The 25,402-nt window shown below is 47.4% G+C and carries 27 protein-coding genes; 18 read left to right on the top strand and 9 right to left on the bottom strand.

Annotated elements, in window-relative coordinates; translation table 11 throughout:
* The first annotated feature begins 92 nt into the window (after positions 1-92).
* Both istA (NST96_RS18790) and NST96_RS18785 read left to right on the top strand, forming a co-directional pair.
* Positions 93-1,601: an IS21 family transposase gene (gene istA, locus NST96_RS18790; RefSeq protein WP_251256056.1), complete on the top strand. Its 1,509-nt coding sequence runs from the start codon at positions 93-95 to the stop codon at positions 1,599-1,601.
* Entirely contained in the window at positions 1,598-1,912 is a 315-nt protein-coding gene (locus tag NST96_RS18785) for an ATP-binding protein (protein WP_342404292.1), read from the top strand. Before istA (NST96_RS18790) ends, NST96_RS18785 begins: the two co-directional genes overlap by 4 nt.
* Here the strand turns inward: NST96_RS18785 and istB (NST96_RS18780) are convergent.
* On the bottom strand, positions 1,889-2,617 hold the full coding sequence (gene istB, locus NST96_RS18780; protein ID WP_023555238.1) for an IS21-like element helper ATPase IstB: 729 nt from the start codon (positions 2,615-2,617) through the stop codon (positions 1,889-1,891). The genes NST96_RS18785 and istB (NST96_RS18780) overlap by 24 nt on opposite strands.
* The gene (gene istA, locus NST96_RS18775; protein WP_023555239.1) at positions 2,614-4,119 is read right to left on the bottom strand and encodes an IS21 family transposase; all 1,506 of its coding nucleotides are present in this window, start codon (positions 4,117-4,119) and stop codon (positions 2,614-2,616) included. The genes istB (NST96_RS18780) and istA (NST96_RS18775) overlap by 4 nt, the downstream gene beginning before the upstream one ends.
* Before the next feature lie 91 nt (positions 4,120-4,210).
* Between istA (NST96_RS18775) and istB (NST96_RS18770) the strand changes: the two genes are divergently transcribed.
* The 3 genes from istB (NST96_RS18770) (at position 4,211) to NST96_RS18760 (ending at position 5,795) form a co-directional block, all read left to right on the top strand.
* Positions 4,211-4,801, top strand: a complete 591-nt coding sequence (gene istB / locus NST96_RS18770) for an IS21-like element helper ATPase IstB (RefSeq protein WP_342404291.1) — start codon at positions 4,211-4,213, stop codon at positions 4,799-4,801.
* A 185-nt stretch (positions 4,802-4,986) separates the two neighbouring features.
* Positions 4,987-5,271 (top strand): hypothetical protein, encoded by a 285-nt coding sequence (locus NST96_RS18765; RefSeq protein ID WP_340701447.1) that lies wholly within the window; start codon positions 4,987-4,989, stop codon positions 5,269-5,271.
* Positions 5,268-5,795 (top strand): IS3 family transposase, encoded by a 528-nt coding sequence (locus NST96_RS18760; protein ID WP_342404290.1) that lies wholly within the window; start codon positions 5,268-5,270, stop codon positions 5,793-5,795. Before NST96_RS18765 ends, NST96_RS18760 begins: the two co-directional genes overlap by 4 nt.
* A gap of 381 nt (positions 5,796-6,176) precedes the next feature.
* Here the strand turns inward: NST96_RS18760 and NST96_RS18755 are convergent, their stop codons facing one another.
* On the bottom strand, positions 6,177-6,440 hold the full coding sequence (locus tag NST96_RS18755; RefSeq protein WP_024985666.1) for a hypothetical protein: 264 nt from the start codon (positions 6,438-6,440) through the stop codon (positions 6,177-6,179).
* A gap of 366 nt (positions 6,441-6,806) precedes the next feature.
* Between NST96_RS18755 and NST96_RS18750 the strand changes: the two genes are divergently transcribed.
* The 9 genes from NST96_RS18750 (at position 6,807) to sigJ (ending at position 13,400) form a co-directional block, all read left to right on the top strand.
* Positions 6,807-7,214 carry a hypothetical protein gene (locus NST96_RS18750; RefSeq protein ID WP_031932740.1) on the top strand — a complete coding sequence of 136 codons (408 nt, stop codon included), beginning with the start codon at positions 6,807-6,809 and terminating at the stop codon, positions 7,212-7,214.
* Positions 7,215-7,524: 310 nt separating this feature from the next.
* The gene (locus tag NST96_RS18745) at positions 7,525-8,001 is read left to right on the top strand and encodes a MarR family transcriptional regulator (RefSeq protein WP_003386479.1); all 477 of its coding nucleotides are present in this window, start codon (positions 7,525-7,527) and stop codon (positions 7,999-8,001) included.
* Between the two features lie 64 nt (positions 8,002-8,065).
* The gene (locus tag NST96_RS18740) at positions 8,066-9,259 is read left to right on the top strand and encodes an ArsA family ATPase (RefSeq protein ID WP_342404289.1); all 1,194 of its coding nucleotides are present in this window, start codon (positions 8,066-8,068) and stop codon (positions 9,257-9,259) included.
* The gene (locus tag NST96_RS18735; protein WP_003386477.1) at positions 9,256-9,441 is read left to right on the top strand and encodes a hypothetical protein; all 186 of its coding nucleotides are present in this window, start codon (positions 9,256-9,258) and stop codon (positions 9,439-9,441) included. Before NST96_RS18740 ends, NST96_RS18735 begins: the two co-directional genes overlap by 4 nt.
* A 22-nt stretch (positions 9,442-9,463) precedes the next feature.
* Positions 9,464-9,823 (top strand): DUF6463 family protein, encoded by a 360-nt coding sequence (locus NST96_RS18730; RefSeq protein ID WP_003386476.1) that lies wholly within the window; start codon positions 9,464-9,466, stop codon positions 9,821-9,823.
* Positions 9,824-9,871: 48 nt separating this feature from the next.
* Positions 9,872-10,552: a DUF3995 domain-containing protein gene (locus NST96_RS18725; RefSeq protein WP_039070736.1), complete on the top strand. Its 681-nt coding sequence runs from the start codon at positions 9,872-9,874 to the stop codon at positions 10,550-10,552.
* Positions 10,553-10,675: 123 nt separating this feature from the next.
* On the top strand, positions 10,676-11,059 hold the full coding sequence (locus tag NST96_RS18720) for a hypothetical protein (protein WP_171506502.1): 384 nt from the start codon (positions 10,676-10,678) through the stop codon (positions 11,057-11,059).
* Between the two features lie 108 nt (positions 11,060-11,167).
* The gene (locus NST96_RS18715; RefSeq protein ID WP_342404288.1) at positions 11,168-12,493 is read left to right on the top strand and encodes an FAD-dependent oxidoreductase; all 1,326 of its coding nucleotides are present in this window, start codon (positions 11,168-11,170) and stop codon (positions 12,491-12,493) included.
* The gene (sigJ, locus tag NST96_RS18710; RefSeq protein ID WP_342406548.1) at positions 12,462-13,400 is read left to right on the top strand and encodes an RNA polymerase sigma factor SigJ; all 939 of its coding nucleotides are present in this window, start codon (positions 12,462-12,464) and stop codon (positions 13,398-13,400) included. Before NST96_RS18715 ends, sigJ begins: the two co-directional genes overlap by 32 nt.
* A gap of 914 nt (positions 13,401-14,314) precedes the next feature.
* Here the strand turns inward: sigJ and NST96_RS18705 are convergent.
* Together NST96_RS18705 and NST96_RS18700 are read right to left on the bottom strand one after the other, a co-directional pair.
* On the bottom strand, positions 14,315-15,508 hold the full coding sequence (locus NST96_RS18705) for a hypothetical protein (RefSeq protein ID WP_172920913.1): 1,194 nt from the start codon (positions 15,506-15,508) through the stop codon (positions 14,315-14,317).
* A gap of 182 nt (positions 15,509-15,690) precedes the next feature.
* Complete coding sequence (locus NST96_RS18700; RefSeq protein ID WP_003386468.1) at positions 15,691-16,143, bottom strand: GNAT family N-acetyltransferase; 453 nt, start codon at positions 16,141-16,143, stop codon at positions 15,691-15,693.
* A 402-nt stretch (positions 16,144-16,545) separates the two neighbouring features.
* Here NST96_RS18700 and NST96_RS18695 point away from each other — a divergent pair, with 402 nt between their 5' ends.
* Positions 16,546-18,045, top strand: coding sequence for a malate:quinone oxidoreductase (locus NST96_RS18695; RefSeq protein WP_003386467.1), 1,500 nt, complete (start codon positions 16,546-16,548; stop codon positions 18,043-18,045).
* A 159-nt stretch (positions 18,046-18,204) separates the two neighbouring features.
* Here the strand turns inward: NST96_RS18695 and NST96_RS18690 are convergent, their stop codons facing one another.
* The gene (locus NST96_RS18690) at positions 18,205-18,843 is read right to left on the bottom strand and encodes a flavin reductase family protein (protein ID WP_342406547.1); all 639 of its coding nucleotides are present in this window, start codon (positions 18,841-18,843) and stop codon (positions 18,205-18,207) included.
* Between the two features lie 192 nt (positions 18,844-19,035).
* The gene (locus NST96_RS18685) at positions 19,036-19,917 is read right to left on the bottom strand and encodes a LysR family transcriptional regulator (protein ID WP_003386464.1); all 882 of its coding nucleotides are present in this window, start codon (positions 19,915-19,917) and stop codon (positions 19,036-19,038) included.
* Positions 19,918-20,037: 120 nt separating this feature from the next.
* Here NST96_RS18685 and hutG point away from each other — a divergent pair, with 120 nt between their 5' ends.
* From hutG to mutT, 3 genes are all read left to right on the top strand, one after another.
* A complete protein-coding gene (gene hutG / locus NST96_RS18680) occupies positions 20,038-21,024 on the top strand; it encodes a formimidoylglutamase (protein WP_342404287.1) in 987 nt (328 codons plus the stop codon).
* Entirely contained in the window at positions 21,008-22,195 is a 1,188-nt protein-coding gene (gene gltS, locus NST96_RS18675) for a sodium/glutamate symporter (protein ID WP_003386462.1), read from the top strand. Before hutG ends, gltS begins: the two co-directional genes overlap by 17 nt.
* 285 nt (positions 22,196-22,480) lie before the next feature.
* Positions 22,481-22,867, top strand: a complete 387-nt coding sequence (gene mutT / locus NST96_RS18670) for an 8-oxo-dGTP diphosphatase MutT (RefSeq protein WP_172920915.1) — start codon at positions 22,481-22,483, stop codon at positions 22,865-22,867.
* Between the two features lie 160 nt (positions 22,868-23,027).
* On the opposite strand, the gene NST96_RS18665 is transcribed toward mutT, so the two are convergent.
* A complete protein-coding gene (locus NST96_RS18665; protein ID WP_327927883.1) occupies positions 23,028-24,488 on the bottom strand; it encodes an IS1182 family transposase in 1,461 nt (486 codons plus the stop codon).
* A 441-nt stretch (positions 24,489-24,929) separates the two neighbouring features.
* Entirely contained in the window at positions 24,930-25,184 is a 255-nt protein-coding gene (locus NST96_RS18660; protein WP_003386460.1) for a YciI family protein, read from the bottom strand.
* Between the last annotated feature and the right edge of the window lie 218 nt (positions 25,185-25,402).

Here is a 25,402-nt window from a genome sequence, read left to right as displayed (position 1 = left end):
GTGGTACATCGCTCATAAAAAAGTTGACCACCTGAGCACCTCTTTCCTGTATCTTGTAGTTGTCTAGACAACAAGATATAGGAGGAAAGGAAATGCTTCAGATGGCTAATTATGAGTTTATCAGGAAACAACACTTTCTGCTAGGGAAGTCGATTCGTCAAATTTCTCGCGAAACTGGCTACTCGCGTCAAGTGATACGAAAAGCCTTGACATCAACGGAAATCCCTGTATACCAGCTTTCAAAACCGAAGCCGAAGCCAGTCATTGATTTTGTCAAGCCCATCATCTTGGAATGGCTGCGTCAAGATGAACAGGCTCCCCCGAAGCAGCGTCATACTGCCAAACGTATTTACCAGAGACTCGTTGACGAACATGGATTCACCGGCGGTGAATCTACTGTACGACGCTACGTCAGAGAGTTGCGGGTTTCTCCTCCTAAAGCATTTGTCCCTCTTGATTTCCCGCCAGGGCGATTTGCCCAATTTGACTGGGGTGAGGTTACGGTTCATTTACAAGGGAAACAAGTGAAGGTTCAAGTCTTTTGTATGCGTTGCACATACAGCAGAAAGATTTTCATCAAGACATTTGCTCATCAGAAGCAAGAGGCTCTTCTCCAAGGTCATGTAGATGCTTTTGAATTTTTCGGTGCTGTTCCCCAAGTCATCACATACGACAACCTGACAACAGCCGTTAAGAAGGTATTGGAAGGCAAAAATCGCGAGGAACAAGAGCGATTTATTCAGCTACGTGCCCACTACCTGTTTGAAAGCTATTTCTGTGATCCGGGAAAAGGGCATCAAAAAGGCCAAGTGGAAAACCTCGTACAGTTTGCCCAGAGGCAATTTTTTGCACCTGTTCCTAGTGTTTCTTCTCTGGAGGAGCTAAATCAAATCCTCCTCGAAAAATGTATCTCTTACGAGAATACAACCGTTCCCCGGTCTTCCCTAACGGTTGGAGAAGCATTTGTTCAAGAGTTGCCCATCATGCTTCCATTGCCTCCACGGCCATTGGATTGTTTCCGTGTTGTACCCGTGAAAAGCAATACGCTATCCATGATCCACATTGAAAAAAATGCCTATTCCGTCCCGGTTTCCTATGCATCGACCCAACTTATTTGCCGAGTATTTGCTGAAAAAATTGAGGTGTATCACGGAAAAAGCCTGATTGCGACGCATGAGCGGTGCTTGGAAAAAGGAAAGGAGATTTTGCAATACGATCATTATCTGGATTTACTTCTTATTCGCCCAGGAGCAGTTCTTTATGCTAGACCATTGCATCAGGCAGGATTACCCGCCATTTACCAAAAGTTCTTGGACAAGTGCCGTAACCGACCAGGAGGGATGAAGGAGTTCGTTCGACTCTTGCTTTTGCACCGTGAATTCGATACTTCTCTCGTCGAAGAAGCACTGGGGGAGGCCTGCCAAAAAGGGATGTTCCAGTATGATGCCGTAAGGCAATTATTGTTTCAGCGAACATTGCCGGAACACCGTTTGCCCCAACTCTCGTTGGCGGAGGATAGCTCTGTTCCACGTATTCAGGTAAAGGCCCCAGATCTTAGCCAGTACAATCGTTTGTTACAGAAAAGGAGTGTGGTTCATTGAGTACGAGTTTCCTGCTTGAAACCTACGCGAAACGCCTTCGCTTACCTGCGATTAAACGTGTCTATAAGGAAATCGCCCATGATGCTGCTGAACGGCAAATTCCCTACGAGGAGTTCCTCTTAGCCCTACTAGAGCAAGAAGTTCAGCAAAGGGATGCTAACCAAATCGCGAGTCGCATCAAGCACGCCAAATTCCCTTCTATGAAAACGCTTGTATTTTGCAACTCAAAAATGCAGAGTTTGGCGGCCAATTTATGCAGAACACTGCCAACATCAATACAAAAGAATTTAGGAAGACTTCATGCTGGATAGAGCATGGCGCAGTCGGTAGCTTTCTCCGGTAAACGCCAGAATATGGGCGTGGTGGACGAGGCGATCCACAAGGGCTGCCGTCAATCGCGTATCTCCAAACACCGTATTCCACTGCCCAAACTCCAAATTCGACGTCACAATCACACTGTTTCTCTCATAGCAGGCCGAGATAACATGAAACAACAGCTCAGCCCCCGTTTGGTGAAAGGGAACAAACCCAACCTCGTCCAAAATCAACAACTCACAGTCTGCCAGTTCTTTTTGAAACCGCATCAGTGCCCCATTCGCGTGTTTTTCCTGCAAGAGCGCAACCAGATCGGGAACACGGAAGAATCGAACGGCATATCCCCTTCGGCACGCCTCTACGCCAAGCGCTGTTGCCAGATGGGTCTTCCCCGTGCCCACTTTTCCCAGCATCAGCACATTTTCCTTGCGCTCCAAAAAACGTAGGTCGATCAATCCCTCCTTTGTACATGTTTCCGGTAAGGTGACTGCCTCAAAAGCGTAATCTTCCAGTGTCTTCAGTTGGGGAAACGCGGCTTTCTTTATCAGTCGCTTCAGCTTTGTCTCCTCCCGCCGTTGAATCTCCATCCGCAAGACTCCCAGCAAGAAGCTCTCCCGATCTTCAAACGGCACCTGTTCATAGGTTTCCATCACATGCGCCAAATGCAAAGTTTTGCACACCTTTGCCAGCTCTTCTCTCATTCCACCCTCACCCCCAGGATCCGGTCGTACTCATCCAGTATGGGTATCTGCCCGTGAAGGGCAGGGGGTGTATGCGACTCTGAAAACGGTTCCGGGCGGAAAACAGGGTGTTTTATCGCGTAAAGGGCATGCTCCAAGGCAACAGCCAGATGCTCTTGCTGATGCGACAATTCTCCCAGTACTTGCCCGATTTCCTTCAACGTATAGGTGTCGAGCAATCGATGGAGCAGGCGAATTCGTGCTTTTCGTGCATTCATGTCTTCCACCGTCAAAAACGTTTGGAGCGCCTGAGGCATCATATTGGTAAAGGAAGAATACATCACCGCCCGCGGGCGTTTTTCATATCTCTTCAATACCGCCTTCCAATCTACTGGAATGACTTTCTCCGTATAGGGACGAGGCAATGTCACAATCGGGGTGTATGTCCCGTCTGCCGTTAACACCTCCAGCACATCCCACTTGACTTTCACCAAAACCGGCTGCATGGCCCGACACTGCGGCAACGGGAAGAGAGCCGCGTCAAACGACAGCTCAGCGTATTTGTTCAGGTGGCACGTCTCCAGCCGGAAAATCTCCAGCGGTGTCGTCGGCAGCGTCAGCAGCTTGCATTTTTCTTGCTTCCACAACTCGGCAATGGTTTGCTTTTTCACATAGTGAGGGCGCTGCATATCCGCACGGGCAGCTTCCGCCAAATACGTCTCCAGTTGTTCCGGCGTATCGATAACCGGTGGCGGAACACACCAGTTCCGGCGTCCATACCCCACTTTGTTTTCCACATGGCCTTTCTCATGGCCGCTGTATGGATTGCAAAACAGGGGCTCAAAGCGGTAATGGGCGCAGAAACGCCGAAACGCTTCCGTACACTCTCGTTTTCCGCCTTGCTGGATGGACACAACAGCAGCGGACAAGTTGTCAAACCAAATCTTGCGAGGAACCCCTCCCATTTGCTGAAATAGCCGCCCTAAGGCCTCCAGAAAGCATTCCGTGTTTTCTTTCGGAACCGGGAACACAAAGGCGGCATTGCTGTACGGAAACGACAGGGTCAATACTTTCCGCTCCACCAGTTCTCCCGACTTGACCACGTACACCGTCCCAAAGTCAGCCTGGGCTTCCCCGCCTGGATGCTCCAAACGCTCAAAATGTTCGGCTCGTTCGGCTGCCATGGCTTTCTTCCGTTTGGAGACATATTCGGATACCGTTCGCTGCCCGCCAGGGAAGCCGTACTCATCCCGTAACCGCTGAAACATGCGGACGGCTGTATGGCGTTGCTTGCGTGGAAGACGCTCATCATCCTCCAGCCATGTGTCAATAATCTCTAAGTACGGTCCCAACACCGGATGGCGGCCTTTTCGCTTGCATACCGGTTCATTCCAATCGTCGCGATCCGCATATTTCTTGGCGGTTCGCCAATTCACCTGGACACGTTCCGCAATTTCCTGAATCGAACACCCTTCGACTTCCCGCAAAAATCGGATATACTGTTGTTGTGGCACTTTCAACATTCCTCTCACTCCCTCAGATTCTAGCCAAATCCAAGGGTAGATTTTGTAGGGGGATGTTGGCAAGTGCCTTTTTCATGGCCTCAGAATTGCGGTGGAACTCTGCAGTTTTCCGCCGCAATTCTCTGCACTTTTATCCTGCCATAAACAAACGCTCGATCAATTTGAATTCTCGGCGATTCCGTCCCTCAATAAGCCCAAATTGCTTCAACTGGCTCGTTGTGAGTACATCGAAAAGGCAGAGAACATCATGTTTATCGGAAACTCTGGCACTGGCAAAACTCATCTCTCCATTGCACTCGGGAAGGAAGCTTGCCATCATGGCTATTCCGTTCAGTTTTGGACTGCCGCTAAAATATGTAACGAGCTTATGGAAGCTCAGTCCCAAAAGCGAATCCTCCAGCTAGAGAGGCAATGGTTGAAAACAGATTTGATTATTTTGGATGAAGTCGGGTTTGTCCCTCTGAGTCGGACCGGGGCGGAGTTATTATTCCAATTTTGTGCGGCCCGCTATGAGAAAGGAAGCATGATCATTACCAGTAATCTGGAATTTACGGAATGGACACAGATTTTCAAAGATGAGCAAATGACGTCAGCCCTGGTTGATCGGCTTACCCATCGTGCCCATATCTTTGCAATGAATGGAGACAGCTATCGCTTTAAGCAGAGCATTCAAAGATCGTGATCATGAAAAAGTTACCCACCCGACGGGTGGATTGATTTTTGCCATGGTGGTCAATTTTTTGATGAGCACGGTGGTCAACATTTTGATTGACATTCACAGTCTTGCATGTAACGGATAAAAGTATTACGTATGCTCCAGCATTCAAACTAGCTGCCGTTAAAGCATACATTAGCGGGCAAACACCTATGGAGATCTTTCGTAACGCAGGTTTTAACGTAGATGTCATTGGTCATGACAAACCCCATCAGTGCTTAAAACGTTGGCGCTACACGTATTCAGCTCTTGGAGAGAACGGGCTTTTAGAGGAACAACGAGGGAAAGGCAGTACTGGCAGACCAACAGAAGAAAGGCTGTCTATGGAGGAAAAGCTAAAACGTGCCGAAGCTCGTATCAAGCTGCTCGAGGCGGAGAACGACTTTCTAAAAAAGCTCGATGCGCTCGAAACGCAGAAGATGCAGAGGAAACATTGACGCCTTCCGAGCGCTACCAATTGATTAACCAATCCATCCGTCAACACAACTTGCAGCGAATGACACGTTATCTGTGTAAGCTTGCTTGCGTGAGCGCGAGCGGTTATTATCGCTGGCGTACTGCCGAAGAGGTTCGCCAGCTCCGTGAGGATGCTGATCAACACGACTTCCGACTTATCAAAGAGCACTTTGATGCTCTGCGTGGCAAGGCAGGAGCTCTTGTGATTAAAATGCGGATTGAACGTGTAGATGGCATAATCATGAACCATAAAAAGATTCGTCGATTAATGCGTAAATATCATCTTACAGCTACAATTAGACGTGCTAATCCTTATCGCAAAATGGCGAAAGCAACACAACAGCATCAGACATGCCCTAATCTGTTGAATCGCCGGTTTGACCAAAGGGAGCCAGAGAAAGTACTGCTCACGGATATTACTTATATGCACTACGGTAATGGTCAATGTGCCTACCTCTCGGTAGTCAAAGATGGGACGACACCGTCATTACGCTCTTTTCTTTAGTGAAATCCCAACCATTTTGCAGGGCATATTTTATTAAACTGGCACATGCACTCGGTTTACAAAGGTTGGTTTTCCAGTTTGTTGACCAGGAAAATGATAGTAAGACATGCGCTGTTTTTGTTCTGTCGGGATAAATAGTAAATCTAATCATATCGTTGTTAGGTGTTTGGTCAATAACACAATGAAATAAAGAACCATTAACTTCTATCTTCTTTACTTCCTTGGCAAACGGCTTAATAGAGTATTCCCCCTTATAATCTCTAGGCAATATTTTATCATACGGGAAATTGGTGGGATTTTGTTTTGGATTAAGTTAACAAACCAATTGATGGGATAAACAAGTCGATTGAAAAGATAACAGAGACGGTTGACAAGATGGTTCTACCCTTCCATAACAGCTTCATCGAAGACTTTTCTATAATGCTGCAAATCAAATTGATCAGCTAATGCATTAACCATATTCCAAAATTCATATTCATCGAAGCCCTCAAAATCCAAGACGATAAAATGTGCGAGGTTATGGAATGCGTGAGCTATCCGAAAATTCCGGTGGAAATTTTCTTCGCTGAATTGCCCAGTGTTCTTAATATCTAGTAGAGCTTGCGAAATGAGTTTTTTATATGCCCGTTTCTTTGCTTCAGTCATAGGATCATCTCCTCTATCAGTTTAAATAATACAGTGGTATGGAAAATCCTGCAAAGAAGAGTATTCTCACAATCGAACTCATAAATTGAGAGTGATAGAAATATTGACTCCAAACAACAGATTAACTTCTCAGCCCATTACAGCTTTCAATCGGTACGATCGGCTACAATAACCCTGGTAAAGAAATCTAGGCTATATGGCGGAGCAAATCTCGTTACAACTTTTATCAATCTAGGGCTCTGTAGATGCACGTAGCAGTAGTCCCCTACGTGTTTTTTGTTTCACAGATGTATAAAATTGTCAAACGCTTCTGGGAATCGCTTATAATAATGACATTTGATTAACCAATAATCGAGGAGGACTATTGTGCTAAAGCGGATCGCAGGAAAAGAAGAAGAAACCATTCGAGCATTTGCAAAAGAGATTGTAGATGCAATTGCAGAAGGCAACTACGAAGAAATTGCTCGCAAAGTTGATGATATGCGGGATTGGGACGTAGAGTTATTAAAAGAGGTCATCGAAAATTTTAAGGAAGATAATGAGTTGGAACAGATCGATAAATTTGAGGTAGAGTGTACCTTCAAGCCTGTCTATAAAGATGGCAGTGTTTACAAGCAAGAATCTTTTTACCACTTTACTGATGGAAGCGGACTTTCATACGAATATGCATTGACGACAGATGGCGAACCAAATGACCTAACCCTGAGTATCGAGTTTCACTATGAGGGTGACTATATGAAAGTCATATTCGAAAGCGGGGTAACGGTACTTTGATGGTAAACGAGTTTAGAAGATCACTTAATTTGTGAATAGATCAATAAGGATAATCCATCGAGGAATAAACCTTCCCTATGATTGACCCATTGTCCTTCGAATACAGTCATATACGTGCATGTCATATACGCCTCCTGCAAAAGTACATTAAGTTGTCGCCTCACAAAAAGAATCACACAGGTAACCACATTCATGGTCTTTACAAAAAAAACCAAGCCCCTCCGCAAAAACGAGTTGACATTGCTACGAAAACGTATTAAATTGAATTCAAACACTTACTACGAAATCGTACTAAAAAGGAGCTCCCGGTATGCATAAGCTATACGATCTTTTTCTCAAGACCGGTTTGCGCCCTTTCGCATTCATGACCGACATGCTGCAGCTTGAACAGAAAGTGACTCGTTCGGATCTGGCGACGCTGCTTATTCTGCTCTTTCGGGGGGACCTGACGATGACGGAATTGGCGGCCGAGATGGGGGCGCCGCTGAGTTCGATGACCAGTATTGCCAAGCGGCTTGAGCGAAAAGGCTATATCGCCCGAGCGACATCTCCAAAAGACCAACGGGTCAAGCTCGTCATGCTGACACAAGAGGGTATCCGACTTGCGAAAGAGTGGGAGCGCATCATGCTGGGGATGCTGGGCAAGCTGGAAGCGGCGTTTACGCCGGAAGAACTGGAGCAATTTACGCTGCTTTCGTATAAGGCTATCAAAGTCTTCCAAGACGAGGAACCTGTAAAGCTTGAGGAAACAAAGAACCGTCCGGTAAAGATCAAGATCGATGAGTGACCGATTCAACCGGACTCTTCTATTTCACAATTACTACGAAATCGTACTAAGAGGAGCAATGGATATGAGAATCATCATTTACACGGGCAAGGGTGGCGTGGGCAAGACGAGTATAGCCGCGGCGACAGCGGTGAAAATGGCAAAGCAGGGGAAACGGACGCTTATTCTCAGCACGGACGCGGCACATAGTTTAGGGGATTCACTGGCCGTGCGGATCGGGCCGGAGCCAGTCCCAATCTGCGAAAACTTATGGGGGCAGGAAGTGAACAGCCTGCGGGAGACGGAGAAAAATTGGGGAATTGTCCAAGGGTGGCTGACCGCACTGCTCGACAAAGCACAGCTTACCGATATTGCTACGGAGGAAATGCTCGTGTTTCCTGGCATGGAAGAGCTGTTCAGTTTATTGCAAATCAAGGAACACGCGCAAAGCGGAAAATATGATGTGGTCGTCGTTGATTGTGCGCCGACCGGAGAGACGCTGCGGCTGCTCAGCTATCCCAATGTCTTGAATTGGTGGCTCGAAAAAATGTTTCCAAACGAACGCAGGCTGATCAAGCTCGTTCGGCCGGTCGCCAAGTTCATCAACAACGTAGAGCTTCCCTCGGATGATGTCCTTGACAGTGTTGAGCAATTGGCGCGCAGCCTGGAGGAGCTGCAGCGGATTGTTTTGGACCCGGAGATGACATCGGTGAGACTGGTGCTGAACCCCGAGAAGATGGTGCTTTCCGAAGCGAAACGATCCTTCACGTATCTGAATTTATTCGGGTTCAATACGGACGCAGTCATCGTGAACCGGGTGCTGCCGAATGAGGCAGGAGAAGGATTTTTCGCATACTGGCGGGACCTTCAAAGGAAATATGAAGAGGAAATCGTTATGAACTTCCAGCCGCTGCCGATTCTCAAAGCGCCCATGATGCCAAAGGAAGTCATCGGATTGCCTGTTCTCGAAGAGTTGGCGGATATCGTTTTTAAAGATCAGAATCCCTCCACTATTCTCTATCGGGGCAGAACAGAAAAGATCCGGGAAGAGGATGGAGGAATGGTTCTGGAGCTGTCGATTCCTTTTATGGAGAAAACGGATTTGGATTTGACGCAGACTGGCGACGAACTGACGGTACATGCAGGTGCCTACAAGCGGAAGGTGATTTTGCCAAGACCGCTTATAGGCCGGCAGGTGACAGGTGCGAAGTTTTCAGAGGACCGGCTGCTCATCCGTTTTGGTAAGCGAAATATGGCAGAAGGGAATGAAGGGCAATGAGAAGCGACGAGCTTCAAATAGAACGGCTGTTGGAGCATCTGAAGCGACACCAGGCGGGGAAGCATGCAAGAAACACCGTCAAGGAAGGGCTGCTGGCTTCCCGTGCGGTCATCGACAGCCTCATTGACTTGTTGGAGGAGCCAAGCCGCACTCCATATGCACGCAAAATTGATATTTCATAAATCGGGAGAGGATGAGGAACAGATGGTGAGTGGGGTCAAACGTCATGTCGGGCTTACACTTGTGCTGACCGGACTGTTTCATACGGTCTTGGGGCTGATTGGATTTATGAATCACCTGCAGCCAATGGTTGCCGAGGGTCTATGGGATACGGTGGGGAGTGGGCAGTGGGAGCGGGCAACCGCATTTTGGTATCTGATGCTCGGCTTCGTGCTGATTCTTCTCGGCTATACGGTGGATTGGCTCATGAAAAAGAAAGGGATTGCCCCGCCTGTTTCTCTCGGATGGATGCTGTTTGCCATCTGCTTGATTGGGATTATCGTGATGCCGACTTCAGGTTTTTGGCTTGGTTTGCCTCAGGCGTGGCTTTTAACGCGAAAGTGAAAGGTTACGATTCACCGGTCGCCAAATCAAATTAGAGGGTGCTATGTGGTGGAACACAAGCTTGATTCGTCGTTACGTAATGGCTGGAAAGCCTACGCCCACTTTACAAAGAGGTCAAGATGGGCGGCTTATGCGGGTTGCGTCTGGGCCCTCCTGTATGCGGTCTTTGTCCGATTCTATCAGGCTGCGGGAGGAACAATCGGTCTTTCGGCTCCGATTGTTGATCCCACCGGCGGCATATACAAAGCAAGCTATGTCGTGGGTGTCATTATCATGTTGTGTGGATTTGTCTTGTTAGGACTCGTTAAACCTTGGGGGAAGGTTGTCCCTTTATGGATGCCATGGATCGGCGGAGTCAATGTCTACCGAGGATTTCTGTTATTCCCCACCCTTCTCTGCTCTGTCTTTTTAATCGCTCATGGAGCAGCCGGAATCATTACAAGAGTCCTCTTTTTGGCTGGCTTCATAGACTTGAAAATGCCGACATTTAGCGATGAAGTGGATATGCGCATCGATGCATTATGGGACTTGTTCGTTTACCAACCATGGTTTTTCATCATGGGAGTATTGTCTGGCTTGTCGGCAGCGCATTATGCACAAGCGAGAGATGTTTCGCTTTCTGCTTTGAAACGCGGCACACTGATTTTCTTGTTTTTAACATGTCTCGTTACGGCGATTTTTGCAGCAGCCATCGTGTTTGACTTTGTGGATAAATTAAGCTTTTTTTAAGGCGTTCCTTCCCTAGGTGTTGCGTAATAGTCTTTGCTTGTGCAGACGATGACATCTAAGCTCATCGGGAACACAAATGTTTTTATGTCCGTTTAACATAAAGTTCTATGGAGGTGTATGGACATGAATTGGCATGACATTGCCTTGGTAGTAGCTGGAATTATCGGAAGCGGCGTGGCGCTGGTTCACGGCATTTTGACTCAACGGCTCATGGTCAGGCCGTTGGCGAAAGCGGAGTCGTTATTTGCCGAGGCAGAAGTCAGATGGATCGTGTCGTGGCTCTTGCAGTTCAGCACGTTCAACTGGTTTCTTGGCGGGCCCGCTTTGATTGCTTCCATCTGGTTCGGGCCGGACGCAAGGCTCGTGACGGGCCTGCTCGTTGGCAGCTCCTACCTGTATGGCGCTTTCATCAACTGTAAGGCAACGCGCGGTCGTCATCCCGGCTGGATGCTCTACACGGTTGCGCTCGGTTTGATTGCCTTCGGCGTCAACGGATCGGGCGGTTGAGCCGACTTTCACAAGAACCTGAAAGAATCCCCGACCAACGCAATATTTGTCACAAATCCATCCTTTCGATTCGTCTTGTTTGTAAAAAGAATGGAAGGGAGAATGGGCATGAGAAAATATGATGCAGCGGTAATCGGCGGAGGGCTTTCCGGATTGACAAGTTCGATTTATTTGGCAAAAGCAGGTTTATCTGTAGTTCTGTTGGAAAAAGCGAATCAATTGGGCGGTCGTTCCGTTACGGTAAAAAAGAATGGGGCCATGCTGAATTTGGGTCTTCATGCGCTCTATAAAGGAGGGGCCGCCGAGGAGGTGTTAAACGAACTGGGAATCCCGGTCAAAGGGGGGATCGTGCCCGCAAAAGGCGGCATGGTGTGGAATAACAAGCTTTACCGACTACCTGGAAATCCTTTCGCGATTCTCACATCCAAATTGTTATCTGCTTCCGCCAAGTTGGAAATCGTTCAATTTGTGGCACGACTGGCAAAAATCGATCCAAAGGCTTTGCCGCCGATCAGTTTTCGGGAATGGGCGGAAAAGGAAATAAACGATCCGATGATACGGCACCTCATTTACGCCGTCTGCCGAACCAATACGTTTGTGCCATACCCTGAACTTCTCTTGGCGGCTCCTGGAGTCAGAAGGCTGCAGCTCGTTTTTAAAGGAAATCAAGTGATATATGTCGATAGAGGGTGGGGCCAGATGGTCGAAAGTCTGCGGCAGGAGGCGATCCGGGCAGGAGTTGCCATTCTGTGCGGAAAACATGTAGCCGAGATTGAGCATGACGACAGAGTAAGGCAAATCCGTTTTCATGATGGCGAAACATTGGAAATCCCATATGTCGTTGTAACGGCAGGACCGGGCGAAACCTGCAAGCTCGTTAAAAACGCCGAGCACACATCGCTCAGGGAGTGGCGGGATCGGGCAAAACCAATCTATGCTGCATGTCTGGACGTCGCGCTCCGCAAGCTGCCCTACCCAGATGATCCAAAGCGCCATTTCACCTTCTTCCTGGATCAACCGATCTTTGTTAGCACTCCATCTGCCATTTCCGATGCGAGTGAGGATGGTTCCGCCATTATTCATGTGTGCAAGGATATCGGCTTTGGCTCTGACAATCCCAAAAACGACGAAAGTCATTTGGAGCGGGCTTTGGACTTCATTCAACCAGGATGGCGAAAAGAACTTGTTGCAAGACAGTTCTTGCCAAAAATCACGGTTGCCCATGATTTTGATTCCATCGATCGCTTCGGCAAACGCTACGGCCCTTCTGTCTCAGAGGTGCGCGGTTTGTACGTTTCCGGGGATTGGACGGGTCAAAGCGAAGTATTAGTCGATGCGGTTTTTGCCAGCGCGAAGCGGGCTTCCGAGGAGATTCTGCGAGAATACAACAATGCGGAGGGGCATGCAAACGGTGGAAGTGGAAGAGCTGTATAAAAGTCTGGGGCCTTCGCTGATTTCTCTTGCTTATCGTATGATGGGCAGTATGATGGATGCCGAAGATATCGTTCAAGAAACGTTCCTTTCGATAGAAAAGGTTCCCGCCGATACGGTTAGGAATGCGAAGGCTTATTTGTTCAGGAGTGTGAGCAACCGGTGCATAGACCGGTTGCGGGCGCAAAGCAAGCATCGTGAAACATATGCAGGACCTTGGCTTCCGGAACCGATTGTGAGCGGGGGAGACGGACAAACCGACCCTTTGGAAGGATATATTCGGAAAGAAACCATTTCGATGGCCTACTTGCTCTTGATTCATCAGCTTTCATGGACCGAGCGGGTTGTATTCCTGTTGCGAGAGGTCCTGCAATTCGAATATGAGGAAATAGCGGAGATCGTCGACAAAAGCAGTACGAATTGCAGGCAAATATTTCGTCGGGCCAAAAGGAGCTTGGGCAAAATTCCTCAAGTGAACGTCGGCATAGAGCGAAACACCATCCATTTGATTGAACAGTTTGCGCAAGCCCTTTTGAGTGGGGATATGAAAATACTGCTCGAAACGCTAACTGCGGACACGATCCTCTATATGGATGGTGGAGGCAAAGTGAAAGCCCCCTTGCGTCCGCTGTTTGGCCATGATCGAATCGCCCGTTTCTTTATCGCTATTCTTCCGGAGTTCCCTCCGGATTTCTCTTTTACGCTTCGCGAACTGAATGCCCAGCCCGGATTGGTGTTTTATGCAGGCGAGCAGCTCTTTGCTACGATTTCTTTCGATATTCAGAATGATCGGATTGTGAACATGTATGCTGTCTTGAATCCCGATAAGCTAAAAAGTATCATGCGTTTTATCAGCAATTCAGATATGGCACCCCAATTGATTAAATCTATCTCTTGGCTTCTATCATGATATGACCGAGAGATAAACAAAGCAGCATGGAGCGTACGTTCTTAATCATTGGAAAACTCTCTGCGGACGTTCAATGTTGAGCAAAGCCTATGAAAAAGAAAAAGATCGCCCACAATGTTGCGGGACGATCTTTCTTTTGTCTTTAGCGGCATTGTAAGGCTATATGACCCTTATACAGAACGCGTTAAGGTGTTTGTTACAATGTGATTCCTTTTGAAATGTTTTGGAACCCTTGAACAGAAATATGCGGATGATAACGGCCATTTTGTCTGTTAACAGAAGAACAGTTGATTGCAAGGGTAGGTTAGTGCATTAGGAAAGAATAGAAGCACATTTTGGCAAGTGCCTAGCACAGAGAAATTCCAGAAAAATATAGTGTAATAGGCTCACATAAATATTTCATAAAGGAAGTGGCCCTATTGCCAGGATTTGAAAATAAGATATGGGGTTTTCGATATCATGATTTTATCAGAGACCCATGTTGTTCAAGGGTTTTGGGACAATGTGTTCCTTGTCCAAGGAGAAGATACAATGACCTTTCATTCTACATTGGATTTAATCATCCAGCGGTAAACCGATCTGCACAGGCAACGATCTATTCATGTGCAGCACCTGCTGTACAGGCTGCCTATAGTATCTTAACTGGTGCATGTGGTGCTGCTGGTGGACCTTCGCCTGCTTGTGCCGCTGCAGTGATTGCTGCAATTCCAGCCGCTAACAACGCAGCAAGAACAACGTTTAGAACATGTATGGCTAATACAGATGTACCAGAAAGTTTGTATAGGCAAGTCAATATAGGAATCTATCATAGGAGAACAACTCTCTAATCCACATTAACAACACAAAACACCTCCTAATCATAGGAACCACATACGAGTAGAAGGTGTTTTCCATTTGCTTCTACTAAACAGCCGTTACTTAATATTATCCAACACACTTTTCATAACCTGCGGCGAGTCCTGGCGATCAAACAAGTTATACCGTTCCTTAACCGCTTGATATACCTGCATGAGCGCTTTCTGGCTCTTGGTTTTCCGGTATTCCTGCACGAGCTTTGCAAAGGAAGGGTGCCGGATCACATCGTTTCGCCAGTCCCACACACGCGGTTTTAGAACTTCACGCCGCACTTGTTCGACCATCCCGATCAACTTCGGGCCAAGATCGGCACTTAGCTGCGCTGCTGCTTTTTTCACTTCAGGACGATCGAGCAACATGACACCGTCGGGAAGGGAGTAAAGGGGCTTGTTATTCACATACAAGAATTCTTGAGAACGGTTGGCAACAGCCTCTGACAGACGGTCTTGTTTGACTTCGAACTGAAAGTACTCCCGCTCTGTCCCATTGAATTTGCTCGGGAAAAACAAATAAATGAAATCGAAGACGCCATGATAGTAAAACTGCTGATCCGGATAAATGTATCCTTTGGCATCGATTTGAAATCCCGGGAGGCCCGCCTCGATGGCCCAGCGAACTGCTTCGCTTTGGCTGTCCTTCGGGGCAACACTGCCCTTGTAAGGTCTCGCGTTTTTGTATATGCGATACAACGTGTCCGCAACAAATTGCTTTGTAATCGATTGACTGTTCCATTCCTCCGGCTTTACAAATCCGGCCTGAACCAGTGCTTTTATGCGCGAGTCAAGCTCAATCTGCCCCCGTTTTTTTCTGAATTCCGCATATTGTTCCCATTTTTCGGATGCTGCCAGCTTGGCGATTTGCTGTTTTATAGTCACGGGGTCGTAGCCTGCGGGGTATACAGGTTCTAACACCCCTATGTGATTAAAGAGCTCGAGCAAATATCCGTTTCTGGATAAATACATTTCATCTATCATAAACGAGCGAATGGAATCAGTACCATATAGATCTGCTACAATCTCGTATATATCCATCCGGTTTTTTTCTACAAGAGCAGCATCATATGGATTTTTGACCTGCAGGGAATCTTTCAGAAGGGAATAAAGCAGTTCCACTTCTTCCAGTGTGTTGATAGTGGGCATCTTGTAAGTGACACGATATGTATGTGCCCCTGATGGAGCTGCTTGAATGGCTGGCACGAATGAACCAGATAACAGCATGACGGTGATCATGGAAGCCAGAATGCTTTTTTTCATCGGTTTTGGTTCCTCCCTCTTTTATCCATTACGAAAACGCTTCATTGCATGCAAATGTTTCCTTTTTCTTCCTATTTTTCTCACGGAGCTTGCGTAAAGCGTCGATAAAGCTGTTCACTAAAAACGATTCGTTGGGTTTGAGAGGATCTGACCTCCATGATCGTGAGCAACTGCCAGACTGATCAGTTTGCTTCATCATCCTTCGAAAGACGCGCCATGATTTCGCCCCATGGAGCTTTGCCCAGAACCTTGAATCCTAATTTTTCATAAAGAGTAGCAGCTCCTTGGTTGTCAGGGTGATAGGCGACCATGATATCTGTGGTATCAGGCTTTGCTTTTATTCTGGCAATGACCTGTTTCATGGTTTCCATTCCGTAACCTTTGCCTTGGTGACGGGAATCGATCATCAGCCGATAAATCCAGTATTGCGAATCGTCAGGATCTATCCCAAACATCACAAATCCAACCATGCGTTCATCTTTGTAGACAGCCAGTGTTTCGAAATTCGGCAAAAATTTTGACTGTGCCAAGGAATACACATTTGAAGCGATGAATTGTTTTTGGTCCTCACGGGGCTGCAGCTCAATGCATTCTTCCCAGTTTTCAGAGGTTACTTCTTTGAGAACAAGATTCACGGCGATATCTCCTTTTGTTTCATTTAGGAAAATTATACCATACGGCTTCGCTGTCGAAATTGGATTTTTACGAAATGTGTATTTTGAAAAGTTCAACCACTTGCAATAAGATCGCCACCATCGAAACACATCTTTCTGAGATTCAAAAACCAATCTGTGGACGTCTCCTTTCTCTTAATCACAACCTGATATCATTTCTCAAATTTTCCGGCTTATTAATAGCATTTAGCAATCCATTTAATAGCAAATATTTAATTCTATATATAATAGTGTTACACTATTACTTAGGTTATCAATCATGCAGAAAAGGTGTGTGAACAGGTCGCACCCTGGCTTGCTGTGGAGCCTAAGCAGGAGGGCCTACATCTTTTCTTCAAATATTAGCGAGGTAGGACGGTAAACATGAGCGACAGACAAACCAAAACAGACGTTATCTTAATTGGTGCCGGAATCATGAGTGCAACGTTGGGAACACTGCTGAAAGAATTGATACCGGATTGGAACATTACAGTGTTTGAAAAGCTTGCAAGCCCAGGAGAGGAAAGCTCTAACGAATGGAATAATGCAGGAACGGGGCATTCAGCGCTGTGCGAGCTGAACTACACCGTCGAGAAACCGGACGGATCCATTGATATCAGCAAAGCTGTAAAAATTAATGAACAGTTTCAGGTTTCAAGACAATTCTGGTCTTATCTTGTAAACAGCAATCTGATCCGCAATCCGCAGGACTTTATCAGGCCGTTGCCTCATTTGAGCCTGGTGCAAGGTGAAAAGAATGTATCGTTTCTCAAAAAACGTTTTGAAGCGCTGTCAAACAATCCCCTGTTCAAAGGGATGGAATACTCCGAAGACCCTCGAAAACTGATGGAATGGATTCCGCTAATTATGAATGGGCGGGTATCGAATGAACCGATTGCGGCAACAAAAATCGACTCTGGAACAGATGTCAACTTCGGTGCTTTGACACGGATGCTGTTTGACCATCTGAAAAGGAAAGACGTCGATATCCACTTCAAGCATAATGTTGATGATATTAAACGCAACCGCGACGGCCTGTGGGAATTGAAAGTGCGAAATCTCGACAGCGGCACCGTTGAACGCCATACGGCCAAATTTGTGTTTATTGGCGGCGGTGGAGGAAGCCTGCCTTTGCTGCAAAAATCCGGTATTCCTGAAGGGAAACATATCGGAGGCTTCCCGGTAAGCGGTCTGTTCATGGTTTGCAAGAATCCGGATGTGATCGAGCAGCATCATGCCAAGGTATACGGGAAAGCCAAGGTTGGCGCGCCGCCAATGTCTGTTCCGCATCTGGACACAAGATATATCGACAATAAAAAATCGCTGCTCTTTGGGCCGTTTGCCGGTTTCTCGCCGAAGTTCCTAAAAACCGGTTCGATGTTTGATTTGCTCGGTTCCGTAAAACCGGATAACGTCCTGACGATGCTGGCAGCAGGGGCAAAAAACGTTCCCTTGACCAAATACCTGATCCAGCAAGTGATGCTGTCCAAGGAACAACGCATGGAAGAGCTGCGCGAGTTTATCCCGAACGCGAAAAGCGAGGATTGGGATATTGTCGTAGCGGGCCAACGTGTGCAGGTGATCAAAGATACGCCTACTGGCGGCAAAGGAACGCTGCAATTCGGTACGGAAGTAATCTGTGCAGCGGATGGCTCGATCGCCGCGTTGCTCGGCGCTTCTCCGGGGGCTTCTACCGCTGTTTCCGTCATGCTGGACCTGATGAAAAGATGCTTCCCGCAGCATATCAATGAGTGGGAACCGAAAATAAAAGAAATGATTCCTTCTTATGGTATATCCTTATTGGAGCACCCGGAACTTATCCGTGAAATTGATTTTTCCACAGCGCAGACGCTTGGTCTGCACAGTGAACTGGCTCTCGTCTAGCAGACGGTCGAAAAATAGAAGGAAAGAAACGGCCTTTGTCCCGAATTGCATGGGGTGAAAGGCCGTTTCGTTTTGCCTGCAGTTTTCGGCAACAGGTTGAAGGGTGGCAACGGGGGTGAAGGGGTTTTGAACAGTCCCCCAGCTATCGTGCCCAAATGATTAATTCGCCTGGCTGACATTACCTAGAGAAGGTGCAAAGACCGGGGCTAATCTCGAAGGGTGCAGCTTGCGGTCAAGTCCAAAAAATTCGCAGAAATTCATAATCAGCGGGTTCCACTTCTCGGGATCGATGTAGTTCTGCTCGCCAGTCATCAGGATTCGTTCATCGATATGAACGCGGATGATTTTGACCTCAATCGCTTTTAGCGTACTGGGCATCCCGAAGTCATGGACCTGTTCTACTACGGCCTCCAATTGCACCGGGCACTCAGCCACGCGCGGCGGCCGGACGAGGTCCGAAGCTTGCGGCGTGAGCTGGGCCGCTTCGAATTTGTCCGGTTCAAATCGGTATCCCACTTGAGCCTTGCGCTCGGGTACAGGATTTCGACCGGTTAGCAGGGCCAGACGGTCTACAGCACGAACGAGCTCGGACGAGGGCAGATTCAGCACACATTCGCGCTCGCGCAACAAATTCGCAACGGTTTGGGATGAACTGCTCATTCCGAGCATGCACGATTGATTCAGCCACCACGCTGAAGACATAGGGGCAAGATTGGCGGATTGGTCCTCATTTACTGTGCTGATGAGTACAACCGGGGTTCCGAAATAAAGAATTTTTGGCTCAACGACTTTGTGCATCATCGTTCTCCTCCCGCTATGAAATGAATCACCAAGTTTTCGATGTCTCCGATCAAGAGACCTATCCCCAATTATAAACACTGCCTATTTCGTTATTTTGCTGTTTCATTTCGATGGAACGCTGCACGACTTCACGTGTTGCGCAGGGGGAGGAGGGACTGAAAAAGCGCCCGCGAGAAGCCTACTCTCCATTCACCCAAACTTCCTCCGAATCCCGCCGAGAAAAGCCTGAACCGCCGGAGCCAAATAACGATTCCGCATAAACATCAAATAAACGGTCCTCTCCAATGCCGGGGAATCAATCGCCTTCCACACGATAGACGGGTCCGTCGATTCAGCTAAATAATTTTCGGGAATAATCGTGACGCCCAAATTTTCCCTCACCAAGGTCAAGGCAGTCTCAAACCGTTCAATCTCAAACTTAATGTTCGGCGTCACCTGTTCAATGGAAAAGGCTGTTACAATATCCTCCCTCGTCTGAAAACCTTCCGTGCTAATGATAAAGGGCTCACTTTCCAGCTCGTGCAAAGAAACCGTTTCTTTATGCGCCAAAGGATGATCCTTGTGCAGCACGAGCACCAATCGTTCATCGTACAACGGGATCGATTCGATATCCTCCTCATGTACATACTGGTTCGTAATGAGCAGGTGCGTATGATACTTCCGCAGCGACTCCTTCACAGCCTTTCCGCCCAGCACTTCGATCAGCTTGATGTTGATGGAAGGATAACGCCCTTGATACTCACGGATCACTTTCGGAATCCAATGCTTCACCGACTCGATGATGCCGACAATCAGCTCGCCGCTGCCGGTGAGCTTTACTTCTTCCATTTCCTTTTTCAACATATCCATTTGGGAAAGCAGCGAAATCGCTTTTTTATAGAAAATCTTCCCAGCGTCCGTCAGCTCCATTTTTCTCGTGTTTCTTTCAAGCAGGGGAGAGCCGACCTCTTGCTCCAGATTTTTGATGGCGTTGCTCAGCGAAGGCTGTGAAATATGCAGCTTTTGCGCGGCTTTGGAGTAGCTCAGTTGATCGGAGACGGTTACGAAATAATACAATTGTTTGATATCCACAATAATTTCCACCTCTATTTATAGCTTGAAACTATAAAATTATTTAAATTATATATTAGAAATAATAAGTATGTCATTATATAATCAAAAAAACACATATACTTAAAAGGTTCAGAAAGGATGAAAAGATTGCCTACGAAAGTTTCAGCTGATGTATGGACCGGCCGGACTGATCATACGGAAAGAAGAAGCAGTTTTCGCTACCACCAGGTTGTGGAATTGGTGGATCTGGATCAATGGCTGCCTTTCGCGGACAACACATGTGCGATGATTGGGTTTGAATGTGAGGAAGGAGTTCGGCGCAATCAAGGACGAGTAGGCGCAGCCAAAGCTCCGAACGCAATTCGGCAAGCGCTTGCAAGCCTTCCCTGGAAGCTGCAGGAAGGCAACCGCATCGTCGATGTCGGTAATATTCGCTGTGAAAATGAAAAGCTCGAAGAAGCCCAGGAGGAATTGGGCCAGGCAGTCTCCGATATTTTGTCCAAGTCGGCGGTGCCGATTATTTTAGGCGGCGGACATGAAACGCTGTATGGCCATTATTTGGGCGTCCGCAAACACACCGGAAAAGAAGCTTCGCTCGGAATCATTAATATCGATGCTCATTTCGATTTGCGCTCCTATGAAAGCCAGCCTTCCTCCGGGACGATGTTCCGACAAATCCTGGAGCATGACAAAAACAGCCGATATTTTGTCCTCGGGATCCAGCGTTTCGGCAATACGCAGGAGCTGTTTGACAAGGCGGACGAACTCGGTGTCCGGTACGTGTATGAAGAAGACATGACCGCTGAACAGATGGACGACATTATCTCCGAGCTAAAAGAATTCATCGAAAAACACGATCATGTCATGCTCACGCTTTGTACCGATGTGTTAAATGCGGCGTTTGCGCCGGGAGTGAGCGCTCCGTCGCCTTTCGGATTGACGCCAATGGTTGTCCGCAGCTTGATCCGCACCGTTGCCACTCATAAGAAAACGCTTTCTTTTGACATTTGCGAAGTGAATCCGGTTTTGGATGAAAACGGCAGAACGGTAAAATTAGGTGCTTATCTGACAAACGAAGCCATCATGGGATTCTTAGGGGGACACAACGATGACGTTGGCACTTAATCAAGTCAACACGATTTTTCTCGCAGTAGCTCTGCTCGTATTGGGAACCTTCCTCGTAAAAAAGGCCGGATTCCTGCAAAAGTTCTGTATTCCCGCACCCGTCGTCGGAGGGCTGTTGTTTGCGATCATCGCAACGGCCTTGAAGGCGACAGGCGTTTTGGAAATTACCTTGGATACTTCCCTGCAAAGCCTGTTCATGCTCACGTTCTTCACGACAGTAGGACTGGGAGCGAGCTTCAAGCTCATCAGACTGGGCGGCAAGCTGCTCGTCATTTACTGGATTGCATGCGGATTCCTCGCTTTGATGCAAAACGTGATTGGCGTCTCCCTGGCTTCGCTGTTCGGCATTCATCCGCTGATCGGGATGATGGCAGGCGCGGTTTCCATGGAAGGCGGACACGGAGCGGCAGGTGCCTTTGGACAAACCCTCGAAGACATGGGGATCCAATCTGCACTGGCCATCGGGATTGCGGCAGCTACCTTTGGACTTGTAGCCGGAGGATTGGTAGGCGGACCGACTGTCAAGTACCTGGTCTCCAAATACAATCTGAAACCGACCGAAACAGAAGAAGGAACGGCGAAGGTAGAAGAAAAAGTCGAACCGATTACGACAAACGTCTTCTTCATTCAGGTACTGCTCATCACGTTCTGTATGGCATTGGGAACGTATTTGGGCGAGCTGTTCTCAACGGCAACCGGTTTTGTTCTTCCCGGTTATGTAGGAGCGATGTTTGTGGCGGTTATCGTGCGCAACATCGTTGACAAATTCAAACCGGCAGCTATCGACATGAAAAGCATCAATCTGATTGGCGACGTGACGCTTGGCATCTTCCTGTCCATGGCACTTATGAGTATCAAATTGTGGGAAGTGGCCAGCCTTGCGCTGCCAATGCTGGTGATCGTGCTGGTGCAAGTTGTCTTTATCGTCCTGTTCGGTGCCTTCGTTTTGTTCCGGCTGCTTGGCAAAGACTATGACGCCGCGGTAATGGTCGCAGGGTTCACAGGACATGGACTTGGAGCTACACCGAATGCGATGGCGAATATGGCCGCGGTGACCGAGCGCTTTGGGCCTTCGCGAAAAGCTTATCTGGTCGTCCCGATTGTGGGTGCCTTTCTGATCGATGTGTTCGGCATGCCGATCATTATTACGACGATCAATTTGTTCAAGTAAATTGCACGGTAAAGTCCTTCCACGCTGGAATTGTCCGGCTGGAAGGATTTTTTTGCTTGCAGCAATGCTTTGGAGAGCGGGGAGAGCCTTCTTTTGGGCCCTCCAACGTTGTATGTCCTTTTATAACCTGGATGGGGCAAGGATTTCGTTTTGAGAAAACAAGCTTGAAAGGAAAATGGAATTCGGCAAGAATGAAATACAGATAATACCATAGGAAGGGAATTTCGAGCTGCGCGCGGTTGTGCCAGCAGCAAACAAAGGCAAATGTTATAGGACGTGACGCAGATGATTGAAGTAGCCGCGGCAATTATAGGAAATGAACAAGGACAGATATTGATTGCAAAGCGCAAAAAGGGAAAGTCTCAGGAAGGAATGTGGGAATTTCCCGGCGGCAAAATCGAGGAGGGCGAAAGCGTTGAGGCTTGCCTGAAAAGGGAATTGCTGGAGGAAATGAAGATCGAAATCGATCCGTACGAGCCCTTTGCCGTGAATGACCATCGATACGGCTCCACACATATTCGTTTGATAGCATACACGGCGCTATACGTTGGCGGTGAAATCGTTCTGACAGATCATGATGAGTTTCGCTGGGTGCATCCCAGTGAACTTCATGAGTATCCGTTTGCGCCGGCAGATCTGAAGTTTGTGCAAATGCTGCAGGAGACCGTATAATCGCTTGAAGGCCAAAATCCCTGGCTTGTTTTTTTTACTAAAGAAAAAACGCCTCCAAAAGAGAGGCCTGCAAAATACCTCTTTTGAGGTTTGCGGATCGGGTAACCCACACTATTTTTTACAAAAAAGGACTTTAACGAAAAATGCAGCCCATTCTCCTTTAAGAGGCGGGCTGCATTTTTTCTGCCAATTTTATCATCCGTTTTACATTTACGACGAAAGTCGTAAGTATTGCCTGTATTCGCATACGAAAGAGACCACGGTACTTGGCCTTGGTCATCCCATGATACCTTTTTAATTCAGCATTTTTGTGCTCAATAATCGATCTGCGACGAATACGTTCTTTGAACGTATCGCTGTTTTCAAACTCGATTTGCGCCTTGTAGGTTTCCGCCACGATCCGGATGGAGTAGGTCTTGCTCTTCGCTCCTGGTTTGAAACAGCCTTCCCTAAGTGGGCATGTCTTACATTTCTCCGTATCGAAGTAGAAAACGAGAGAACGACTTTTGCCACTCTTGCTTCCTTGGACAGCCTTTCGGATACTATGTTGTCCTGCCGGACAAATAACAAAGTCTGCATCCTTGTTGTACTCAAAACCTTCTTGCCTTAGCCCTCCGTTATGTACGATTGGGTTTAGTGGGACGACGGGTTGAATCTTCTTGGCTTTCATCTCGTCCAAGTTATCTTTACCCGAATATGCGGTGTCAGCAATCACTTCTTGTACTTCTATTCCTACGTCAAGCGATTGGTTCAAAAGTTGTTTGAATTGTTTTCCGTCATCCGTACTTCCTCCGGTGACCTCCACAGCCGTAATGATTTCTTCTTCGGTCATGGCAATATGCTCTTTGTAGCCAAAAAAGGATTTCGTATTACTCTTCCATCCAAAGCGTGCATCTGGATCAATGGCCGACATAATACCTTTATTGGCGAGGAGACGTTCGTCTTCCACGATGGCCTTGGCGATCTTGACCTTCTCCGAGATGGAACCCTCATGATCGGGTAACAAAGTCTCGACAGTCTCTCCAAGTTCCGCCAAGTAGTGAAGCATGATCTTCTCAGCATCCTCTTGATCTTTCTTCAACTCCGGTAACCGTGGGAGTTTCTTTTCGAGTTTTGGATGCTTTTTCACCACAACACGGAATAAGCGCTTCGCCGCATCCCGCAGTACTTCAAGCGGCTTTTGTTTTTGTGAAGCTGCCAGTGTATGGGTGGAATCCATGATGATCGTCTTTGACTTCACAAGTCCTTTTTCGATGCACTGACGTACAACTGATTTAAGCACCTCATCCACGGCTCCGGCCCCTAACCGATGATTACGAAAGCGGGATAATTGAGAGGGGTCAGGAAGGGGATCTTCTGGATTTAAACCTAAAAACCACTTATAAGCGAGGTTTACCTGCGTTTCCTGAATGATGCGTTCATCCGAAAGATTGTAGAGAACTTGTAAAAACAATAGACGAAACAGGAGTTCGGGTTCGTTAGCAGGTCTTCCGTAATGCTCACAATAAGAGGAACGAACCAACTCATGAATGAATGTGAAATCTACGATTTCATTGATTTTACGTAAAGGGTGATCCGCGGGAATTAGTTTATATAATTCGGCATGGAAGGATGCCGTGATTTGTTTAGAGGGCTGTAGCAATGGTTCCAACTCTTTCGTTTTCTTTTCATTGTACAACAAACCCAGTGTCGAAGGGGCATTGGGTTTCAGCCTGTTGAAAACCTACTGTTTCGGAGGAGAAGCATGTTTCCAGGCGGAGCGACTGGCGGAGTCCAGCCAAGCGGAACAGCGAGCCCGGGGAAACAGAAGCGCAATCTATGAGTAAACCCCGGAGCTGCGCGCCGTTTTGCGCTTCCCCCGGGATCGCTGTGGAGCGGACAGTTTCACATCCTTGCAGGACGTAGACCGGAGCGCAGATCGGAAACATGCTTCTCCCCACTACAGCTACATTCTCGATACTTAAAACCCCAGTACCTAAGGGCACTAGGGTTACGGTTTACAGATATTAGGTGGACTTTTGCAGGACTCTCCAAAACAGGCGTTTAATTAAGGAAAGCTATGCTACTTGGTCAGCCACTCTTTTACGGACAAGGTAGAAGAACCCGATTTGATCAAGGGATCGGCGTTCCCGATGGCAATGGCTTCTTCCAGCGATTCCGCCTTGATGAGGTATGCTCCGCCTGAAACATCGCTAAAAGGTCCGTATAGCTCCAGGCGGTTGTTTTGCTTTAATTGTTCCAAATGTTCGTAATGTCCCGGAATGTCGGCTGAATTGAAGCTTTCGGTTCGATTCGTTATGAGCAAATATCGGTTCATGGTTTCTCCTTGTGAAACAGTTTTTAGCGTTATTGTAACACAAGTTTCTCAGGTTTTTGCTGGAGAGCTTGAGACAATGGTTATATATTCCAATCGCCAAGCATGATGCACCTTGTAAAAAAACCGGTTCGTTAACATGTCATTGAGGTTCAGGAATCTATTGAATGTGGTAGAGTCTATCAGTCTGTTTTATTGGCTTTTCCCACTCGGATGGTATC

The sequence above is a fragment of the Brevibacillus sp. FSL K6-2834 genome (assembly GCF_038592925.1).
GTDB classification, from domain to species: domain Bacteria; phylum Bacillota; class Bacilli; order Brevibacillales; family Brevibacillaceae; genus Brevibacillus; species Brevibacillus borstelensis.
This window is presented reverse-complemented; position numbering and strand designations above follow the sequence as displayed.

Excerpts from the sequence above, each read along its gene's own strand:
- istA (WP_251256056.1), top strand. The coding sequence starts at position 93 with ATGCTTCAGATGGCTAATTATGAGTTTATCAGGAAACAACACTTTCTG.
- istB (WP_023555238.1), bottom strand. The coding sequence starts at position 2,617 with ATGAGAGAAGAGCTGGCAAAGGTGTGCAAAACTTTGCATTTGGCGCAT.
- istA (WP_023555239.1), bottom strand. The coding sequence starts at position 4,119 with ATGTTGAAAGTGCCACAACAACAGTATATCCGATTTTTGCGGGAAGTC.
- NST96_RS18765 (WP_340701447.1), top strand. The coding sequence starts at position 4,987 with ATGGAGATCTTTCGTAACGCAGGTTTTAACGTAGATGTCATTGGTCAT.
- NST96_RS18755 (WP_024985666.1), bottom strand. The coding sequence starts at position 6,440 with ATGACTGAAGCAAAGAAACGGGCATATAAAAAACTCATTTCGCAAGCT.
- NST96_RS18745 (WP_003386479.1), top strand. The coding sequence starts at position 7,525 with ATGCATAAGCTATACGATCTTTTTCTCAAGACCGGTTTGCGCCCTTTC.
- NST96_RS18740 (WP_342404289.1), top strand. The coding sequence starts at position 8,066 with ATGAGAATCATCATTTACACGGGCAAGGGTGGCGTGGGCAAGACGAGT.
- NST96_RS18735 (WP_003386477.1), top strand. The coding sequence starts at position 9,256 with ATGAGAAGCGACGAGCTTCAAATAGAACGGCTGTTGGAGCATCTGAAG.
- NST96_RS18730 (WP_003386476.1), top strand. The coding sequence starts at position 9,464 with ATGGTGAGTGGGGTCAAACGTCATGTCGGGCTTACACTTGTGCTGACC.
- NST96_RS18720 (WP_171506502.1), top strand. The coding sequence starts at position 10,676 with ATGAATTGGCATGACATTGCCTTGGTAGTAGCTGGAATTATCGGAAGC.
- NST96_RS18715 (WP_342404288.1), top strand. The coding sequence starts at position 11,168 with ATGAGAAAATATGATGCAGCGGTAATCGGCGGAGGGCTTTCCGGATTG.
- sigJ (WP_342406548.1), top strand. The coding sequence starts at position 12,462 with ATGCAAACGGTGGAAGTGGAAGAGCTGTATAAAAGTCTGGGGCCTTCG.
- NST96_RS18705 (WP_172920913.1), bottom strand. The coding sequence starts at position 15,508 with ATGAAAAAAAGCATTCTGGCTTCCATGATCACCGTCATGCTGTTATCT.
- NST96_RS18695 (WP_003386467.1), top strand. The coding sequence starts at position 16,546 with ATGAGCGACAGACAAACCAAAACAGACGTTATCTTAATTGGTGCCGGA.
- NST96_RS18690 (WP_342406547.1), bottom strand. The coding sequence starts at position 18,843 with ATGCACAAAGTCGTTGAGCCAAAAATTCTTTATTTCGGAACCCCGGTT.
- hutG (WP_342404287.1), top strand. The coding sequence starts at position 20,038 with ATGAAAAGATTGCCTACGAAAGTTTCAGCTGATGTATGGACCGGCCGG.
- gltS (WP_003386462.1), top strand. The coding sequence starts at position 21,008 with ATGACGTTGGCACTTAATCAAGTCAACACGATTTTTCTCGCAGTAGCT.
- mutT (WP_172920915.1), top strand. The coding sequence starts at position 22,481 with ATGATTGAAGTAGCCGCGGCAATTATAGGAAATGAACAAGGACAGATA.
- NST96_RS18660 (WP_003386460.1), bottom strand. The coding sequence starts at position 25,184 with ATGAACCGATATTTGCTCATAACGAATCGAACCGAAAGCTTCAATTCA.